Origin of the sequence: Rothia koreensis, from assembly GCF_004136575.1 — a bacterium.
Lineage (GTDB): Bacteria > Actinomycetota > Actinomycetes > Actinomycetales > Micrococcaceae > Rothia > Rothia koreensis.
In genome coordinates, this window is the sequence record NZ_NOIQ01000003.1 from 1 (window position 1) to 19,033 (window position 19,033).

15 protein-coding genes, 1 tRNA gene and 1 rRNA gene are annotated in these 19,033 nt (G+C 64.1%); 14 read left to right on the forward strand and 3 right to left on the reverse strand.

What is annotated here, in order from left to right:
- Window positions 1-223: 223 nt before the first annotated feature.
- A 5S ribosomal RNA gene (rrf, locus tag EWU68_RS04630) occupies window positions 224-341 on the forward strand.
- A 230-nt stretch (window positions 342-571) separates the two neighbouring features.
- Here rrf and otsB read toward each other — a convergent pair.
- Window positions 572-3,031 (reverse strand): trehalose-phosphatase, encoded by a 2,460-nt coding sequence (gene otsB, locus EWU68_RS04635; protein WP_129314846.1) that lies wholly within the window; start codon window positions 3,029-3,031, stop codon window positions 572-574.
- Between the two features lie 154 nt (window positions 3,032-3,185).
- On the opposite strand from otsB, the gene EWU68_RS04640 reads away from it, so the two are divergent.
- The 3 genes from EWU68_RS04640 to EWU68_RS04650 all read left to right on the forward strand — a co-directional run bounded on the left by EWU68_RS04640 (window position 3,186) and on the right by EWU68_RS04650 (window position 5,384).
- Window positions 3,186-4,079 (forward strand): DsbA family protein, encoded by an 894-nt coding sequence (locus EWU68_RS04640; RefSeq protein ID WP_129314848.1) that lies wholly within the window; start codon window positions 3,186-3,188, stop codon window positions 4,077-4,079.
- Between the two features lie 123 nt (window positions 4,080-4,202).
- Window positions 4,203-4,279: transfer RNA gene (locus EWU68_RS04645), tRNA-Thr, on the forward strand.
- A 181-nt stretch (window positions 4,280-4,460) separates the two neighbouring features.
- A complete protein-coding gene (locus EWU68_RS04650; protein ID WP_129314850.1) occupies window positions 4,461-5,384 on the forward strand; it encodes an SDR family oxidoreductase in 924 nt (307 codons plus the stop codon).
- On the opposite strand, the gene EWU68_RS04655 is transcribed toward EWU68_RS04650, so the two are convergent.
- Window positions 5,353-6,450: a TDT family transporter gene (locus EWU68_RS04655; protein ID WP_129314852.1), complete on the reverse strand. Its 1,098-nt coding sequence runs from the start codon at window positions 6,448-6,450 to the stop codon at window positions 5,353-5,355. The two genes, EWU68_RS04650 and EWU68_RS04655, sit on opposite strands and share 32 nt — an antisense overlap.
- A 91-nt stretch (window positions 6,451-6,541) precedes the next feature.
- Here EWU68_RS04655 and EWU68_RS04660 point away from each other — a divergent pair, with 91 nt between their 5' ends.
- From EWU68_RS04660 to EWU68_RS04700, 9 genes are all read left to right on the forward strand, one after another.
- Window positions 6,542-7,468 carry a LysR family transcriptional regulator gene (locus tag EWU68_RS04660; RefSeq protein ID WP_129314855.1) on the forward strand — a complete coding sequence of 309 codons (927 nt, stop codon included), beginning with the start codon at window positions 6,542-6,544 and terminating at the stop codon, window positions 7,466-7,468.
- A gap of 100 nt (window positions 7,469-7,568) precedes the next feature.
- Window positions 7,569-8,162 carry a histidine phosphatase family protein gene (locus EWU68_RS04665; RefSeq protein ID WP_162421411.1) on the forward strand — a complete coding sequence of 198 codons (594 nt, stop codon included), beginning with the start codon at window positions 7,569-7,571 and terminating at the stop codon, window positions 8,160-8,162.
- A 165-nt stretch (window positions 8,163-8,327) separates the two neighbouring features.
- Window positions 8,328-9,119, forward strand: a complete 792-nt coding sequence (locus EWU68_RS04670) for a DeoR/GlpR family DNA-binding transcription regulator (protein WP_129314859.1) — start codon at window positions 8,328-8,330, stop codon at window positions 9,117-9,119.
- Window positions 9,116-10,075 carry a 1-phosphofructokinase family hexose kinase gene (locus EWU68_RS04675; RefSeq protein ID WP_129314862.1) on the forward strand — a complete coding sequence of 320 codons (960 nt, stop codon included), beginning with the start codon at window positions 9,116-9,118 and terminating at the stop codon, window positions 10,073-10,075. Before EWU68_RS04670 ends, EWU68_RS04675 begins: the two co-directional genes overlap by 4 nt.
- A gap of 78 nt (window positions 10,076-10,153) precedes the next feature.
- Window positions 10,154-12,391 carry a PTS fructose transporter subunit IIABC gene (locus tag EWU68_RS04680; RefSeq protein WP_129314865.1) on the forward strand — a complete coding sequence of 746 codons (2,238 nt, stop codon included), beginning with the start codon at window positions 10,154-10,156 and terminating at the stop codon, window positions 12,389-12,391.
- A 37-nt stretch (window positions 12,392-12,428) separates the two neighbouring features.
- A complete protein-coding gene (ptsP, locus tag EWU68_RS04685) occupies window positions 12,429-14,126 on the forward strand; it encodes a phosphoenolpyruvate--protein phosphotransferase (RefSeq protein ID WP_129314868.1) in 1,698 nt (565 codons plus the stop codon).
- A 64-nt stretch (window positions 14,127-14,190) separates the two neighbouring features.
- Complete coding sequence (locus tag EWU68_RS04690) at window positions 14,191-14,469, forward strand: HPr family phosphocarrier protein (protein ID WP_129314870.1); 279 nt, start codon at window positions 14,191-14,193, stop codon at window positions 14,467-14,469.
- 206 nt (window positions 14,470-14,675) lie between these two features.
- A complete protein-coding gene (locus tag EWU68_RS04695) occupies window positions 14,676-15,788 on the forward strand; it encodes a lipid II:glycine glycyltransferase FemX (RefSeq protein ID WP_129314872.1) in 1,113 nt (370 codons plus the stop codon).
- A gap of 79 nt (window positions 15,789-15,867) precedes the next feature.
- A complete protein-coding gene (locus tag EWU68_RS04700) occupies window positions 15,868-17,976 on the forward strand; it encodes a threonine/serine exporter family protein (RefSeq protein ID WP_129314874.1) in 2,109 nt (702 codons plus the stop codon).
- Between the two features lie 18 nt (window positions 17,977-17,994).
- On the opposite strand, the gene EWU68_RS04705 is transcribed toward EWU68_RS04700, so the two are convergent.
- Window positions 17,995-18,675, reverse strand: a complete 681-nt coding sequence (locus EWU68_RS04705) for a uracil-DNA glycosylase (protein WP_129314876.1) — start codon at window positions 18,673-18,675, stop codon at window positions 17,995-17,997.
- 49 nt (window positions 18,676-18,724) lie between these two features.
- Here EWU68_RS04705 and EWU68_RS04710 point away from each other — a divergent pair, with 49 nt between their 5' ends.
- Window positions 18,725-18,937 (forward strand): DUF3263 domain-containing protein, encoded by a 213-nt coding sequence (locus EWU68_RS04710; RefSeq protein ID WP_238692323.1) that lies wholly within the window; start codon window positions 18,725-18,727, stop codon window positions 18,935-18,937.
- The last annotated feature ends 96 nt before the right edge of the window (window positions 18,938-19,033 follow it).

Consider the following 19,033-nt stretch of genomic DNA (forward strand, 5'->3'; position numbering starts at 1 on the left):
GTTGACCGGTACTAATAGGCCGAAGGTTTATACACAAAACACTCCCGTGTGGGGTGTTGGGTGGTTGCTGCGAGGGTTTGTAGATGATTGTTGTGTGTTCGTGTTCACTGTATGGTTTTGAAACAACAACCGGCGGGGCCGTGTGGTCCTGTTTCAGGTGTGTTGTTTGATTGGTTTTCACCATGCCAGCCCCGTGTGTGGGTTGGTGTGTGTGGTTGGTTTTTTCGGTGGTTATGGCAAGAGGGGTACACCCGGTCTCATTCCGAACCCGGTAGTTAAGGCTCTTAGCGCTGATGGTACTGCACCCGGAAGGTGTGTGGGAGAGTAGGTCGCCGCCGAAAATATTTTTTGGGGGAGTGTGTGCGTGTGCGAGGGGTTTTTGCTCCTTGTGTGTGTGCTCACTCCCCCCTTTTTTTTGTTTAACCCCCGGTGTGTGGGTGTCGGTGCGGGTCGGTGGGGTGATCACACCCCACGCCGCTGTCCGGTCCCTGTAGCCCATAGATAAAGCCCCGGCCCCTTGGAAGGGGCCGGGGCTTTAGTCGGTTAACGGAGGGACCCGTCGTCGGCTGGTTCAGTCGGTGGCGTTCGCGTCATGCCAGTCTGCCTGAGCAGAGTGCTTACGGCGAAGGTGGGCCAGGCGAGCGAGGGCATGGGACATCGCTTCGGGCCCCGTGACTCGCAGGCGTGCCACGGAATCCGCCCTTCCGACCTTGATACCGAGGTCATCCGGTCCGAGGACGGCCAGAGCGTGTTCATCCGTGAGGTCGTCACCGGCAAAGATGGACACGTCCGCCTGGACGACATCTCGGACGGTCTTCATGGCGTCGCCCTTGTTCACCTCGAGCACCGCGCATTCGACGACGTACTGGCCTGGGGACAACATGACTCCCGGAATCCGTTTGAGCGTCTGCACGGCGTCCGCCTCGGCGGCCTGAGCTGCCTCGTCGTCGTCCATGGTCCTCGTATGGAATCCCACGCCGGCCGGTTTGTGCTCTATTTCAGAGCCGGGATGGCGTCGGACCAGATCTTCTACGGCCTGGGTTGCCTGCTCGAGCGCCGCGCGTTGGTCGTCGCTCAGTCGCAGGCCGGGAGACTCCTCACCGGCAACAGACAAATCGAATTCGGCGCCGTGCGACCCGGCAAGCAACATCTTGCGCCTGGGATCGGCCACCTCGCGGAGGAAGTCCAACGGGCGTCCGGAGATGAGCGCGACCGAGGTATTCGGGAGATCCGCCAGAGAGTCCAGGGCGTTCTCCGACAGCGGCAGGGCCCGCGCCTCCTCCGGGTCGGTCGTGAATGGGGCCAGCGTTCCGTCGAAGTCCATCGCAACCAGCAGGTTGTCCACACTTGCTGCACGTTGGAGCTCCTCCTCCACGGCCGGGGTGGGGAAGGGGCCGTGGCCACGATCCATGTGGCCCACCGCGGGCAGCTCGTCCGTGGACGGCTCCGGACCCAGATTGTCTTCTCGTGTCTTGGACAGGTCCTCCAGGAACCGCGTCGACCAGTCCTCGACGTCGTGCGCGAAAATCTGCTCCCTCATGCCCTTCATGCGATCCTGTTGTTCTTCGATCGTCATGTTCTTGGCATAGAGCAGGGCTTCCTTGAACCCGTCGATGTCGTGCGGGTTGATCTGTATCGCGTCCGGAAGCTGCTCGGCAGCGCCCGTGAACTCGGAAAGGACCAGGGCGCCGGTGTGATCCAGGTGGCTCACCACGAACTCCTTCGCGACCAGGTTCATGCCGTCACGCAGGGACGAGACCACCAGGACGTCGCTGGCCAGATACAGAGCGATCATCTCTTCGAACGGGTAGCCATGGTGCAGGTACCTGATCGCGGTGTGGGACATCGTATCGAATTGGCCGTTGAGTCTTCCGACCATGCCCTCGATCTGTTCTCGCAGCTCTATGTACGAGGCGACCCGCTCGCGGGATGGGCTCGCCACCTGGATCATCGCCGAGCTCTCCACGGTGAGGTCACCGTCATTCAAAAGTTCCCCATAAGCCTTCAGGCGGTGGCGAATGCCTTTGGTGTAGTCCAACCGGTCCACGCCCAAGTAGATGGTCTTCGGGTTGCCGAGTTCTTCCCGGATCTGACGTGCGCGCCTCTTCGTCGAGGCCAGGGAAGCCATTTCCGTCACGGCTTCCACATCGATCGAAATGGGGTATGACGTCGCCCGAGCAATCCATGTGGGGAGGTCACGATTGAGTCGTTCCTTGCGGGCGCGACGTCGGGATGTCACGTTCGGCATGGCATTGGTGTAGGCCCGGCGGAACCGTTCGTTCTCTTCGTCCTCATGCTGCTCCTGAGGCGTCTGCGTGACCTCGGCCCGTTCGCCGTCGAACTGGACGCCCAGGATCTGGTCGCAGCACCTCCGGAAATTCTGGGCGTCTCCGGGACGCTGGAAGCCGAGCAGGTCCGCGCCCAGCAGCCCGGTGAGGACCTGCTTGCGCCACGGGAGCTGCGCGAAGATTTCCAACGGCGGGAACGGGATGTGGTCGAAGAACCCGATGGTGAGGTCGGGACGGAGGTGCCGCAACATGGCGGGTACCAGTTGCAACTGGTAGTCCTGGACCCAGACCGTGGCATTGCGGGAGGCGCTGCGTGCCGCCGATTCCGCGAAACGACGGTTCACAGCGCGGTATGTGTCCCACCACGTACGGTGGAACTCGGGTGGGGCGATCACGTCGTGGTACAGCGGCCAAATGGTCGCGTTGGAAAAGCCCTCGTAGTAACGGCGGACCTCGCCCTCCGAGAGCCTGACCGGCACGAGATGGAATACATCATGGTCGAAGGGTTCGAGCTCTTCGTCGGCGGCACCGTGCCAGCCGACCCAAGCGCCGGAATGACTCGACATGACGGGGGCCAGGGCGCTGACCAGCCCACCCGGAGAGCGCCTCCACGTGGACTCACCGGCCTCGTCTACTGTTCGGTCCACGGGCAGCCTGTTGGCTACGACGACGAAGTCGTAGTCGCCCACGGGGCCTTCTTCGGAAGCAACGCGATCCTGCGTCAGATCTTCACTCGGATTCATGGTTTCTCCCTTCAACCAACCTGTACCAAGCCTATCCGCAGTTGGCGGCAGAGGAAGGAGCGTTCTCCGAGGAATTCGTTGACCGGCTATTCAGCAAATTCGGCTAGGCTATTCGCGACTGCAAGTACCGTCCAACTCGAACAGGGAGCATATCGTGGCATCTTCCACTTCGCCGCGCAGCAGCGAGGCGAGAGAAAAGGCGCGCCAGATCGCCGCAAAGCAGAGCAAAGGGGCCGGCAAGAAGTCCCGTCTCTGGTGGCAGATCGGCGTGGTCGTCGTGCTGGTGCTCATCATCGGCATCATTGCTGCGGTCTACACGCACAACAAGAAGAGTGAAATCCCGGATGCCGGTCCGGTGCCCGCCAGCGCGAACCAGTACGGCGGAATCGTGTTGACGAAGGACGGTATCAAGAAGGACACCTCGGACGTCGACGAGCGGGATGTCAACGACGTCAAGAAGTCCTCCGAGTCCGCCCCGCCGGATGACGAGTCCAACGGCAAGGAGACCACCCTGCCCCTGGGTATGACCACGTCCGAGGACTCCAAGAAGAACGGTGAACCGGCGAGGGTGACCACGTTCCAGGATTACAACTGCGTCCACTGCGCCGAGTTCGAAAAGGCCAACGGGGACGAGATCAAGCAGAAGGTTCTCAACGGAGACATCACCCTGGAAATCCGTAACCTGAACTTCCTCGACCAGGAGACAAGCACGGAGTACTCCTCGCGTGCCGCGGCGGCCGCCTACTCCGTGGCCGACCAGGTCTCGCCCGAGAAATTCCTCGATTGGCAGCAGGAAATGTTCTCCCACCAGGGGCAGGGAGGCATGAGCAACAAGGAGATCGCCAAGATCGCGGACAAGTACGGTGCCGACATCAAGGACGATCTGGACAACAACAAGTACAGGCCCATGGTCAACGTCTTGGTTGCCGAGTCGAAGAAGAACGACGTGCAAGGCACCCCGACCACTTATGTGGACGGAAGAAAGTTCACGGGACAGAGCTTCCCCGACTTCCTCAACGGCATCATCAAGGACAAATCGGGTCAGTGATCCATGCCTGGGGCGCAGCCTGTGAGGCACGATGCCGGTCGACGGAGTCGTGCCTCACACGCGGCCCGGCGGGTTTGGGATAGTCCTGGGCGCCAGGTAATCTGATCAAGCGCCTCGGCGCCTGCCTCCTTAGCTCAGATGGCCAGAGCATCTGTCTTGTAAACAGAGGGTCGCCGGTTCGAATCCGGCAGGGGGCTCCAAAATCAAAGGGCCACGAACGGCATCAACCGTTCGTGGCCCTTTTGCATGTCCCGGGTCATGCGGCGTCGCGTGCTGGCATGTGGATTAAGCGTGTGGCTTGACCTGGTGACAAGGGGATTCTCCACCTTCCTAGACTGGTGTCGAAGCGTACTTCCGTTGGACCCCTCTGGAGGAGACACCATGACTCAGAAGAATACGCAGAACCACGTCGGCGTCGATCAGCTGACTTTTCAGAATCCCGTGAACCGTTTTCCCTCGATCGAGCCCCCGCAGCAGCATCAACCGGAGCCCGGCCTGGACGAACAGCTCGTCCCCAAGGCCGATAGGGGAGAGACCAGCTACCGGGGGACCGGACGCTTGGAAGGGCGCAAAGCCCTGATCACTGGCGCCGACTCCGGAATCGGGGCCGCGGTGACCATCGCTTTCGCGAGGGAAGGTGCCGAGGTCGCCCTCAACTACCTTCCGGCCGAGGAAAAGGACGCCCAGTACCTCAAGAACCTCCTGGAAAACGAGGGGCACACGGTGCACCTGCTCCCGGGCGACCTGACCGACAGGGAATTCTGCCGGAGCGTGGTGGACCAAGCCCACGAAGCCATGGACGGGCTCGATACTCTCGTCAACAACGCCGGAAAGCAGGTGGTGACCGACGGACTGCAGGGCCTCAGCGATGAGGAGCTGGAGGCGACCTTCGACGTCAATATTCTGGCCATCTTCCGGGTCACCCGCCATGCCCTGAACTATCTTCCGGCTGGCTCCTCGATCGTCAACTCGACGTCGATCCAGGCCTACGACCCGTCGCCGCACATCATGCATTACGCCTCGACCAAAGCGGCCATCAACAACTTCTCCAAAGGGCTCAGCCAGGAACTGGCCCCGAAGGGAATCCGCGTCAACGCCGTGGCCCCGGGGCCGATTTGGACGCCGCTGCAGGTCAGCGACGGCCAACCGAAGGACGCCCTTCCCCAGTTCGGCAAGAACACTCCGCTCGGACGCGCGGGTCAGCCCACCGAGTTGGCCCCCGCATACGTCTTCCTGGCGTCGTCCGAATCCAGCTACGTGATCGGGGAGACCCTCAACGTGACGGGCGGACAGGTCTCGCCGTAGCCACGGCGCGGGCGAGGTTGGTGACCGACCCCGTGGCCGCGATGCACCAGTGCACCGCGAGAACAAGAAGCAGCGCGAGGGACAGAAGATCCCACCCCATCAGGTGGGTCCCGAGGCTGCAGGTCCCCACGGGGAAGGTCATGGCCCACCAGCCGGGGGTGAACGGCATGCCGCGGAGAAACTGCCGGTACGTCGTCGCGGCCGCCCATGCAAAGACCGGGATTCCGATGCACAAGACGACCACGCCGTACCCGTGGGCGATCTCCGACAGGATGGAGTCGACGCCCGGGCTGACGAACGGGGCGGCGGCCATGGCCAACGACTGGGCAGCTGCCGTCGACTGCCCCACAATGCCCAGAGGAATGAAGGACGACGCCGCGGCGGCCGCTGGGAGCGCCTCGTGCCTCCACGAATGCTCATAGGCGACTCCGAACACTGCGACGCCCATGGCCAGGGCCACGAAAAAGCTTCCGACGGACAACAGGCCCGTCAGGATCGCTCCGTGCGGGGACGCGGCGTGCGCGACCAGTTGGGCCCCCGTCGTCGCCGTCACCATGGGCGCGACGACGGGCAATCCCCACGCGGGCAGGGGGCGCTCATGGTGAATCTTCATGAGCTTGGCCGCGAACCCGACTGCGCTGACCCATCCGATCGCGGTTCCTATGAACCACAGGACCCAATCCACCGACCAGGCGGTTGTCTCCAACTGGGGAAGCCAATGAGGGATCACGGTCGACGTCGCCGAGCCCATGGACAGGCACCCCATCGAGACCATGCCCCAGGCGCTGACTTCGGAATGCTTGGACAATGAGTCCCTGAGAACACGAGGTCTACGAACGCACCTCGCCAGGAAACCCACGGTGAGCAGGATCAGCAACGCCCATCCGATCAAGCACAGCACCACGTCCAGAACCGCGATTCCATGGGCCCGGAGAAGGGACGACAGCAACGACGTGCCCATCACGGAACCGAACCACGCGGGGCCTGCGGGAACCACGGTGGGGCGTCCTTCGCTCGCCAGATCCTCCAGCGGGCGCGTGTCGAAATGTTGCGCTGAACGAAGCATGAATCGAGCCTATTCCCGCCGTTGCGCCTCGAGTAGAGGGTATTCACCTGTCGGGTCACAACTACAGCTTGTGACCAGCTAGGCTTGGACCATGAGCGTGCATCGACTTCCCGACCTCTCGGTCTGGGCACTGATCGACGAGGTGGACAGGCGAGGAAGTCTCGGCGCGGCGGCCCGAGCCCTGGGGATGACGCAACAGGCGGCCTCGGCCAAAGTCAGGGGCGCAGAAAGTCTCCTCGGGGTCGACCTGTTCGTGCGCTCTCCACGGGGCGCCGTCGCGACCCCGGAAGGGCGCACGGTGCTCGAGGCCGCAGCGGGTCTGCTCGAGTCGGCGCGCTCGCTTGCGGAAGCGGTCGACTCGGTTCGCGGGGGCACCTCGAGGCGGCTCACGGTCGCTGCCAGCAATACGGTGGTCGAGCACTATCTCCCAACGTGGACCGGGGCCATGCTCCGCAGGGATCCCGGGGTGAGGATTGACGTCGTCGCCGCGAACTCCCGCGAGGTCATGCGCGACGTCGTGGCCGGAGACGTCGAGATCGGTTTTGTCGAAACCCCAGAGAGTCCCGGTGGCGATCCGGACGCGGGGCGGTTGCGCGAAGAAGCCCGCTGGCAGGGCAAGCTCCTGGCTCGTTCGGTGGCCTGGGACAGCATCGTCCTGGCCGTGACCTCGGCCCACCCTTGGGCCGAGGAACCACCGACGGTGGACCAGGTTCGCGCCACACCACTGCTGCTTCGGGAGTACGGTTCCGGAACCCGCCGCGCCGTCGAACAGGCTCTACCGGGAATGGCCGCTCCCGCGGCGGAGGTCGGTTCCCTTTCCGCACTGTGGCGCACGGCTCGCGCGACCGGGATCCCCACGTTCTTGCCGTCGCGGGCGATTGTCGAGCCCCTGGTACCCGTGCGTGTCGAGGGTCTCGACGTCGGGCGTCCCATTCGCGCGATCTGGCGCCGAGGTCGTCAGCTGTCCGCCGTCGCGAGTTCCCTGATTGCGGCGGCGGAGGACCCGGCATCCCCGTAACAGGGAGTGGGCAAGAGGATGTTGGGCGTCACACAAAAGTCCACGCAAGCCCACAGGCCCGAGTAGGATCGATCCGGATCGATCTATGAGGAGACAGCGAGTGACACAGGAACAGGCCGAGAAATCCGTGATGACGGGGCGTCTTGTCGTCGTGCGCCATGGGCAGACCGACTGGAACAAGGCCGGTCGGATGCAGGGCAGCTCGGACATCCCCCTCAACGACAGGGGCCGCGAGCAGGCGCACGAGGCCGGAAGGGCCTTGGCAGAACAGAATGAGTTCTGGAACTACCTCGGGGCGTCCCCGCTTTCCCGTGCCCAGGAAACGGCCCGCATCATCGGTGAGCACGTGGGCTTGTCGGAGATCGAAACCGTCCCCGGCGTCATTGAGCGCGCCTACGGTGACGCCGAAGGACAGACGCTGACCTTCGAGGACTCGCGCCATCCGCAGGACCTGTTCGCGGGAGTCGAGCCCGAAGGGGATGTCTACCGTCGGGGAGTTGCAACCCTCAAGGACCTGGTCCTGGAGCATCCCGGGGAGAACCTCCTCGTGGTGAGCCACGGGACGCTCATCCGCAGGGTTCTCCTGGCGACGACGCCGGGGGACTGGACCGAACACGTGCCGAACGCGACCCCGATCGAGGTCGACATCGAAGGTTTGTTCGCATGGGATCCGGAGCAGCTGGTCCTGGACTGAAACGTTCCGTCATGGAGACCACGAAAGCGGTGTGCCGGGGATGTGCGTTTCCCTGCGAACGCTAGCGATCGCAATCAATCCCGTTGACCGAACCACTTAATGCCACATAAAATCAAACACGCACAAACGGGGGTTTCCCGTTGACGTAACCGGGAGTGTTTCACCATGTTCGCTGAAGAACGACGGGCGGAGATCGCCAAGCTGGTCAGCAGCGCCCGGCGAGTGAACGGTGCCGAACTGGCCCGACGATACGAGGTCACGATGGAAACCGTGCGCCGTGACCTGGCGGCCCTCGAAGCCGATGGCCGGTTGCGCCGCGTGCACGGCGGGGCCGTGACCGTCGAACAGTCCACTGCGGTCGAATCCAGCATTTCCTCCCGCCAGACAGTCAATACCCCGGAGAAGCATCGGATTGCGTCGCGCGCGTACCAGCTCCTGCAGGACGCCGACGCCGGGGCCGTGGTTCTCGACGCCGGTTCGACGACCGAAATCCTGGCCGACCTCATCGCAACTTCGGACTTCTCCCTCAAATCCGGTGCCGATCGCCTGATCGTCACCCACGCTCTGCACATTGCGGTCAAACTCGCCGAGGCCGACGGGATCGTTCTCGACCTCGTCGGCGGCCAACTGCGCAAGATGACCTGGGCCGCGGTGGGTACCCGAGCTGCGGAACATTTTTCGACCATCCGCCCGGACATAGCCCTGATCGGCGTCAACGGACTCAACGAAGAGTTCGGGCTGTCGACTCCCGGACTGAACGAGGCCATCGTCAAGACCGCGATCGTGCGCAGCGCGCGCCGCGTGGTCCTTCTGTGCGATTCGGCCAAATTCGGTCAGGAGTCGCTCGTGAGGTTCGCGAGCCTGCCCGACATTGACGCCCTCATCACTGACAAGGCGCCCGAAGGATCCTTGGCAGCCGCCCTCGAAGAAGCGAACGTAGAGGTTCTCATCGCATGATCGTTACCCTGACAGCCAATCCCAGCCTTGATCGAACCGTCGAGATTCCTGCTGCCCTGGATCGCGGAACCGTGATCCGTGCCAGCCGTTCGGTGGCAGACCCCGGTGGCAAGGGCGTCAATATTGCCCGCGCTCTGAGCGTCAGCGGCGTCGAGACGGTCGCCGTGCTGCCCGGGGACGACGGCGATCCCGTTCTGGCCGGTCTTGCCGAGGCGAACGTCAGGTATTCGAACCTGGCGACCGGTTACCCGATCAGAACAAACGTGACCGTTGCCGAGCCGGACGGGACAACGACCAAAATCAACGCCCCTGGCGAGCCCTTCGACGAAAGAGCGCAGCGCGAGCTGACTCGCTTGCTGATCAATGAGGCCGACGGCGCCGGTTGGCTGGTGCTTGCCGGTTCATTGCCTCCCGGAGTGCCCAGTGACTACTACGCCGTGATCTCCAGGGCGGTCAGGGAAGGCCTGGGGGACGAGGCTCCCCGCGTCGCCGTGGACACCTCCGGGTCCGCGCTGAGGGACACCCTCAACGGCCAGGACGGCCTGCCGACCCTGATCAAGCCCAACTCCGAGGAGCTGGCGGAACTGGTGGGACGTTCGGGAGCGTGGGAAACGCTCGAATCCGATCCGGTGGAGACCGCCAGGACCGCCCGTGAACTCGTGGACCGCGGCGTCGGATCCGTGCTGGCGACGCTCGGTGCCAAAGGCGCCGTCTTGGTGACTGCGGATGGTTCGTGGCATGCCCAGCACGCACCGATCCGGGCCCGGAGCACGGTCGGTGCCGGGGACTGCTCGCTCGCCGGATACCTCCTGGCTCACGAAGCCGGTCAGGAGCCGCAGGAATGCTTGCGCCAGGCCGTGGCCCACGGGTCGGCGGCCGCGTCCCTGCCCGGGACCCAGGTTCCTACCCTTCAGGACACGACCCCTCAGGCCGTGACCGTGACAAAGATCGACTGACAGCACGACCCATATCACGCCCCGGCGGGCCGCCCCATCGGGCCGCCCGACCGGGCCCGCACCATCAAGGAGAACCTCATGTCCGAACTGATCACCGCAGATCTCGTGGTCTTGGATCAGGACCTGGGCGAGGACCGCTTCGACCTCATCAGGAATTTGTCCGAAAAAGTCGTCCAACAAGGCCGGGCGACGTCCCTCGAGGGCCTCTACGCGGACGCCAAGGCCCGCGAATCCAAGACCGACACCGGAATCCCGGGCGGAATCGCCATTCCGCACTGTCGGTCGGAGTCGGTCACCGAGGCAACACTGGCCATGGCCAGGCCCGCACCCGGCGTCGACTTCGGGGCGAAGGACGGACCTGCCGACCTCATCTTCTTCATCGCCGCACCGGAAGGCGCAGACCAGGAACATCTCACGCTGCTGTCCAAACTGGCGCGCTCGCTCGTCAAGAAGAGTTTTGTGGCGTCCCTCCGTTCGGCCGAGGATCCGCAGGACGTCGTGGACCTGGTCAACGGGGCGCTCGGGCTCGGCGGTGCAAGCGAGGCCTCCGACGCCGGGGCGTCGGCGGGCCCGTCGTCGGATCAGGTAAGCCAGGAGGGCGGATCGAAGACGCCCACGGGCGAAGGATCCACGTCGTTGGCCGCCGGCGCAAGGGCAGCCGCCGGCGCCACGGCAACCGCTGGCGCCACTGCAACCGCTGGCGCGTCGGGGGCTGAAGCGGCCGCTTCGTCCGCAGACACAGCCGCGTCCGATGACGATCACGGCACGACGTCCGCCACGGAGGATGCAGCCTCGACGAAAGACTCGACCGAAAAAAGACTCGTGGCCGTGACCGCGTGCCCCACGGGGATCGCCCACACCTACATGGCGGCGGATTCCCTGGCCCAGGTTGCCGAGGAAAAAGGCATCCGTCTCGACGTCGAGACCCAGGGGTCCTCGGGGAACGAAGCGCTGTCGCAGGAGACCATCGACGCCGCCGACGCCGTGATCTTCGCCGTGTCCGTCGACGTTCGGGACCGAGAGCGCTTCGCAGGCAAGCCGGTCATCGAATCCCCGGTGAAACGAGGGATTGACGAACCCGAGGCCATGATCGACGAAGCGATCTCGGCCTCGGAGGACCCGAACGCGCGCCGGGTGTCCGGTTCCAAGTCCGCGAATGCCTCCGCGGCATCGGACGAAGGCACGTGGGGCGGACGAATCTACCGCTCGCTCATGACGGGCGTTTCCTACATGATCCCGTTCGTCGCGGCGGGCGGTCTTCTGGTGGCCATCTCCTTCATCCTGGGCGGCTACGAGATTGCCAACAACGCCAACGACATCCTGGGAATCTCGGACGACGCCGTCACGGGGGACGGCGCGTCGCTGTTCAACCTCGGAGACACGAGCCTTCTCCAGTACCTTGCCGCCGTGGCGAACGTGATCGGCAACTTCGCGATCGGGCTCCTGGTGCCGGCCTTGGCCGGGTACATCGCCTTCGGCATGTCGGGGCGACCGGGCATCGCTCCCGGATTCGCGGCCGGCCTGGTCGCCAATACCGTGGGTGCCGGCTTCCTGGGCGGGATCGTCGGTGGTCTCCTGGCCGGCGTCGTCGCCTATCTGCTGGCGAAACCGAAGCTTCCTCGGTGGCTGGCCGGCATGATGCCGGTCGTCATCATCCCGTTGCTCGCGACCATGATCTCCAGCGGTCTGATGTTCCTGATCCTGGGGCAACCGATTGCCTGGATCATGACCGTGCTCAACGATTTCCTGATGTCGATGTCCGGCGCATCCGCCGTGGTCCTGGGCCTCATCCTGGGCGCGATGATGGGGGCGGATCTGGGCGGCCCGATCAACAAGGCCGCATACCTCTTCGCCACGGCCGGGCTCTCCGCCGGAAACGACGTCTCGAAGGAAATCATGGCCGCGGTCATCGCCGCCGGAATGGTCACGCCTCTGGCGATGGCGCTCGCGACGACGATCCGCAAGAAGCACTTCACCGAGGCGGAGATCTCGAACGGACGCGCGGCCTGGTTGTTGGGTGCGTCGTTCATCTCCGAGGGAGCCATTCCGTTCGCGGCGGCGGACCCGTTGCGCGTCATTCCGTCCTCGATGGTCGGAAGCGCCGTCGCCGGTGCCGTGTGCATGGGGTCGCACGTCGCCTCACCCGCGCCCCACGGCGGCGTCTGGATTGTGTTCCTGGTGGACAATTGGCCGATGTACCTGATCTCGGTTGTGATCGGAACGATCGTGACCGCAGCGGTGTACCTGGTCCTCAAGGGCCTCGGCAACGCCAAGACCGGCAATGAAAAGGCCGACGAGGTAGCGGCAGCTTCCTGACAGTCGGCACGAGCTTCACGAGTAAGGACTGATAGCGATGAAGAAACTCACCGGAGTAGGCGTTTCCGCCGGACGGGTCATCGGCCCCGTGCTGCAGATGCCCGAACCCATTCAGGAGCCGACGCCCGGATCCACCCTCGGCGACGACCAGTCGCCCGAGGAAGCGGTCGAACGTCTCCAGCAGGCGGCCGCCTCCGTCAAGGAGAACCTCAAGGAGCGTTCCGGGCGGACCTCGGGCAATGCCGCCGCGGTTCTGAAGTCCACGGCCCTCATGGCCGGAGACAAGGCGTTGTTGAAGAGCGCGAGCAAGCTCGTGACCGGCAAGAACTACACCCCCGAGCGCGCGATCTGGGAAGCGGCAGGCCTGTACGCGGAGCAGATGAAGGCCTTGGGCGGCTACATGGCCCAGCGGGTGACCGACATCCTGGACGTCAGGGCGCGCATCGTGGCGGAACTGACCGGTGAGCCCGCACCCGGAATCCCCGAGTCCGAGGACGCCTTCATCCTGATTGCGGAAGATCTGGCCCCGGCCGACACCGCAACGCTCGACCCCGAAAAGGTCATTGCGTTGGTGACCTCCGAGGGCGGGCCCCAGGCCCACACCGCGATCCTCGCCAGGGACCTGGGCCTTCCCGCCATCGTGGCCGCCAACGGTGCAACCGAGGTTCCGGAAGGCACGGTCGTCTACGTGGACGCAACCGACGGGACCATCGTCGTCGAACCCGGAGACGCCGAAAAGCATTTGGCCGAGAAGTACGCGAACCGCAAGGCGATTCCGGAGTTCGACGGCGCGGGTGTCCTTGCGGACGGAACAGGTATCCCGCTGTACTCCAATGTCGGCAACGGCAAGGCGGCACTGACCGCGGCGGAGAACCGGGCCCAGGGTATCGGCCTCTTCCGGACCGAATTCGCGTTCCTGAACAGGGAGGAAGAACCCTCGGTCGAGGAGCAGAAGGTCGAGTACAAAGCCGTTTTCGACGCTTTCCCGGGGCAGCACGTCGTCGTACGGACGCTGGACGCGGGCGCGGACAAGCCTCTGCCCTTCCTCACGGACGCCTCCGAACCCAACCCGGCCCTGGGCGTCCGCGGGTACCGGACGGATTGGACCACTCCGGGCGTCCTGAAACGCCAGCTCGAGGCGATCTCGGCCGCCGCGAAGGAGTCCAGCGCCGACGTCTGGGTCATGGCTCCGATGATTTCCACGGCCCCGGAAGCCAAGGACTTCGCGGTTATGCTCGATGAGGTCGGCCTCGACGTGCACGGCGTCATGGTCGAGACCCCGTCGGCCGCCGTGACGGCGGAGGCGATCCTCCAGGAGGTGGACTTCGTCTCGATGGGAACGAACGACCTCACGCAGTACACGATGGCCGCGGACCGCCTGCTCGGGGCATTGGCCGAGCTGAACAACCCGTGGCAGCCGGCGGTCCTGGAAATGATTCGGCTCACCGTCGAAGGCGCCCAGCGGGCCGAAAAATCGACCGGCCGGGAGAAAACGGTCTCGGTCTGCGGCGAGGCCGCGGCCGATCCGGCGTTGGCCGTGGTTCTGGTCGGGATGGGAGTCAAAGCGCTTTCCATGAATACCCGTTCCTTGCCCGCCGTCGCCGCCGTCTTGAAATCCGTTACGCTGGAACAAGCACAACAGATTGCATCCAAGGCCTTGGGCGCGCGATCTGCTGAAGAGACAAAGGATGTGGCTCGCGCGGAGCTGCCCATCCTTGATGACCTCGGTCTGTAATCAGTCCGGCATCTCAAGGGACGTTCCGACGCCCCGCCTGACCACATAATCAAGGAGAACAATCATGGCAGAACGTATCGCCACCATCGCCAGCCGAGTCGGCCTCCACGCTCGACCGGCTGCGATTTTTGCCGAGGCTGCTGGCGACCTTCCCGTCGAGGTCACCATCGCCGCCGAGGGCGAGTCGGCTGATGAGGCAATGGACGCGTCGTCGATCCTGTCCCTCATGTCCCTGGGTGCCAAGCACGGCGACAAGGTAGTCCTGCGAGCCGAGGGCGAGGGCGCTGACGAGGCCCTGGACAGCCTGGTCAAGATTCTCGAAACGGATCACGACGCCGAATAGTCGGCGACGGCCGAGGTGCTCGACGCCTCGAGCCGCCCCGGCCCAGCATTGAGCCCGAGTTCGTTGTCCACAGAAGACGACGATCTCGGGCCTTTGTGTGAGGACTTTCCGAAACTCCGCCGTAAACTGGTGGAGACCAGCCCGCGGCGCGGGAAAACCAACCATGGCGTGGGGCAATACCTCCGCGCACGGCAGATGAGGATTCTTTGCGACACTTCACCGCTCGATTCGCGACCGATCAGGAAATCGACAACTGGGATGACCACGTCACCTCCAACCCCAACGGTGGCAACCTCCTCCAGTCCGCATCCTTTGCCTCGGTCAAGTCCGCTCACGGGTGGAAGCCCGTGTTCATGGTCTACGAGGGCGTGACCGAAGTCGGCGAGGGGAACGACGTCGAGGAGCGAGAGGTTTCCAGCTACAACCTCATCCTCGAGAAGAGCATTCCTCTCCTGGGCAAGATCTGGTACATGATCAAGGGACCGGACGTCACCGACATCGAGGACATCCCCGCGATCATGGAGGCCAACCGGGAGTTCGTTCGGTCCAACGGCCTGAAGGTCTTCGCCATCAAGATCGAACCGGACATCGAGGATTCCGAATCTCGCAGCGCGTTCCTCCACCGTGCCGGCCTGGTCAAGCAGTTCAACATCCAGCCCAATGACTCCACGGCGATTCTTCGCACGGACGCGGACGAGGAGACGGTTCTCAAGTCCCTGCACTCCCGCGGGCGGAACGCCGTGCGCCGCGCCAAGCGTGAAGGGGCAGAAGTCGAACAGGTCGAACTCACGGAGGAGAACATGAAGAAGATGTTCTCCCTGATGGACACGGTCGGCCAGGGCAACGCGAACGTGAACCTGAGGTCCTTCGAGTACTACAAGCAGTTCTGGACCACCTTCGCCCGCGCCGGACAGGGACGCCTCTACTTCACCTATGAGGACGGCGAACCGTCCGTCGGCGCCTTCGTCATTCGTTACGGGCGCAAGGGCACCTACAAGGACGGCGGGTCCAAGCCGCGTCGTCGTCAGTACGGGGACTCGCACTTGGTGCAGTGGATCGCGCTGACGGACCTCATGACCGATTACGGGATCGAGGAATACGACTTCTGTGGGACGCCGCCCAAGGCGGAACTCAAGAACAAGGAACACGGTTACTACGGGTTGGGACTGTTCAAGACCAGCTTCACGAAGACGGTGATCGACTTCGTCGGTGTCTACGACCAGGTCCTGAACCCGACTGCGTACAAGGCCTGGGTCTCCGTGGTCGAACGCGTTGTACGCCAGATCTGGTGGCGCCGTACCAAGCAGCCTTTCTACTGAGCCGACCCTCAGGTTCTCGCGAACCGATTCTCAGGGGCGCTCGGTAGCGTCGAAGTGAGTCATGTGCCTAGGAGGGAAGATGAGCGAAGGGCAAGGGGAGCAGCACCTTTCGGGTGCCTACCCTTCCGCGGACTTGCCGCACGAGTCCGGGTCCGAAGCCGACCCATTCGGCCCCGACGTCGCAGAAGACGTCTACACGGATCCGTTCTCCGGAAGTCACACGGCCCCCATCGCTCCCGACAGCACAACGGCCGAGCAGTCTGCCGCATCCACGACGGGTCTTCTCGACTCTGAGGGGAAGTATGGCGAGGAACCCCTGACGGGACCGCCGACTCGCGCCGAACAGCAGTCGACGGGGTTCCCCGCCGTCAGCAGGTCCCAGATCCGGGACGAACGGCTCGCGGAGATCCTCGGACGACCGGAGCACGGCGAGTCCGGGGCCGACCACAGTTCGGCATCGGCCGGTGGCCGAACGGGATCGACCGCGTACTCCGAGGAGAACCCCCAGCCCGAGGCCGACATCAGCAGCTTGGGCGCCGCGACCCAGGGATCCGGGGTCCAGGACGCCGAGCGGATCGCCGCCACCAGGACCGCCCCGCAGGATGTTTTCCGCAATACCCAAGACCTGACCGGCAGTTATGCGGCGGGCATGCAGGCGGCACCCGCGGAACAACCGATAGCTCGTGCCAGCTATCCTTCCGCCGAGGCTCCGACCGCCCGGCCGTCGCAGCCCCGACGCGGCATCGGCTTGCGTCGGATGATGCGCTCCGAAAACTTGCCCACGGCCCCCATGAGGGTGGTCGAAAGACTCGCGAACTCGCCCTTCGCCAACCCTCGACGTCGCAAGGAGAATACCGAGGCCCGCAAAACGCTCAATTTCGCGTTGCGCATGGCGGAGACCATGTTCCACTTCGGCGCCGATTCCCGCGACGTCGAGACGGCCATCGTCGCGACGTGCGCGACCTACGGCGTCGAGGACGTCGACATCGACATCACCAACCAGTCGGTGATCATCAACTACATCTCCGAGTACGGAATCCACTCGGATGCGAATGAAGCGACGGACGAGAACGGCGGCGTCTTCAGCCACACCGTGGTTCGCGTGGTCCGGTCCTGGTCCGACAACTACGCCGGGCTGACCGAGACCCACCGCCTGGTCAAGACGATCACCAACGGTGAACTGTCCCGGTCCGAGGCGGAAGCGCGGCTCAACCGTATCCTGTCCAAGCCCAAGCCGTATCCGCGCTGGCTGGTGAGCCTCTGCAACTCTCTCGCGGCCGCGGTCCTGACGATCGGTATCGGCGGCACCTGGCCTGGCGCCATCGTCTCCTTCGTGACGTTCGCGCTCGTCCAGGTGATTGCTGGGAAACTGGCTTCGTGGAGGATTCCTTCCTTCTTCACCATGGCCGCGTGTTCCGCCGTGGTCACGCTCATCGCGATGGCGCTGTGGGCCATCGGTGCCCCCATTTCGCCACCACACATTGTCGCGTCCGGGCTGATTATGCTCCTGCCCACGCTGACCCTGGTCTCGACCATTCAGGACGCGATCAACGGGTTCCCCGTGACCTCGGCCGGGAGGCTGGTCGCCACGGGGTTGTCGTTCCTCGGGCTGATCGTCGGCATCGCGATCGCCATCTCGATCACCAGCTATGCCGGATTCGAGGAGATCAAGGTGGACAGCGTGATCTTCTCCGGAGCGCAACCGTTGGTGAATATCATCTTCATGCTCATTGCTACCGCTCTGATCGCCGTGACGGTCCAGGTGAAACCCGAACATATTCTCTACGGGGTATTCAGCGCTTTCTGTGGCCTGATGGTTTACCACCTGTTCGGTTGGCTCGGTGCGGGCGGACGCATGATCTCGATGCTCGGCGCGATCGGCGTGGGCTCCGCGTCCGCGCTCATTGCACAGCGTCGGGTCATCCCGCAGGTCGTCATCGCCGTTCCCGGGCTGACGTTCTTGCTCCCCGGACTGACCATTTTCCGTGGGATGTACACGCTGACGGTCAATATCGACCCGGTCACCGGGATCATCCCCATGCTCAACGCCGGGGCGATCATCATGTCCATGGCCGCGGCAGTCGTCCTCGGCAATTACCTGATGCGTCCGCTGATGAGCAAGGATCCGCAAGTCAGGCGAAGGCTTGTCCGTAGGAGGAGACAACAGCCGGAGCCGCTGGGCAACTGAAGCCGGCGTCGTCGAGAGTTACTGGATGCGCCAATCGACCGGTTCGAGCCCCAGGGACTCCAGATGCTGGTTGGCTGTGCTGAAGGGCCGCGATCCGAAGAATCCTCTGGATGCGGACAGGGGAGAAGGGTGCACGGACTCGATCTTCGGTACGTCCGGGCCCAGTTGGGCACCCGCGTTCCGGGCGTCCCTGCCCCACAGGATCGCGACGAGAGGCTTGTGACGTGCGCCCAGAGCTTGGATGGCGGCGTCCGTGACGGATTCCCATCCCTGGTTCCTGTGGGAACCGGCCTCGCCCTCGCGCACCGAAAGGCACCGGTTGAGGAGCATGACTCCCTGGCGCGACCACGCGGTCAGGTCCCCGTGCCGGGCGGGTGGAATCCCGAGGTCCGCTTCCAGCTCCTTGTAGATATTTCCCAAGGAACGGGGCAACGGACGCACGTGGGGCTGGACGGAGAAGGAGAGCCCCATCGCATGACCCGGTGTCGGGTACGGATCCTGACCGATGATGAGGACCTTGACCGAATCCATGGGCTCCTGGAAGGCGCGGAACACCTGGCCGGCAGCCGGAAAGGTGCGGTGTCCCGCGGAATGCTCGGCCCGCAGGAAATCGCCCATGCGTCGAATCGTCGGCTCGACGGGTTCGAGGGCCTCGGCCCAGTCACGGGCCATGATCTCGGACAGCGGCTGAGCGCCCACAGTTGCTCCCTGGTTCGTGTACGACGACGGTGGTCCCTAGACTATCCTCGTGGAGTCCCTGACCGAAGCCGAGCGCGCCATCCTTGAGATGGAGAAGAGAACCTGGAGGTATCCGGGCGCCAAGGAGCGTGCCGTGCGCCGGGAACTCGACATGCCGGCGACCGAATACTACATGCGCCTCAACCGCCTGATCGACGATGTGCGCGCCATTCGGGAGGAGCCGGCGCTGACCCGGAGACTCAGGCAACGGCGGGATCTCTGACGATCTTCGTTGCACGTGCAGAATTTGACCAGCCGGGCCGGATATTGTGGATGCTTGACCGATGCGCGGCCGAGCGTACGCAACCCCGAAAACGAC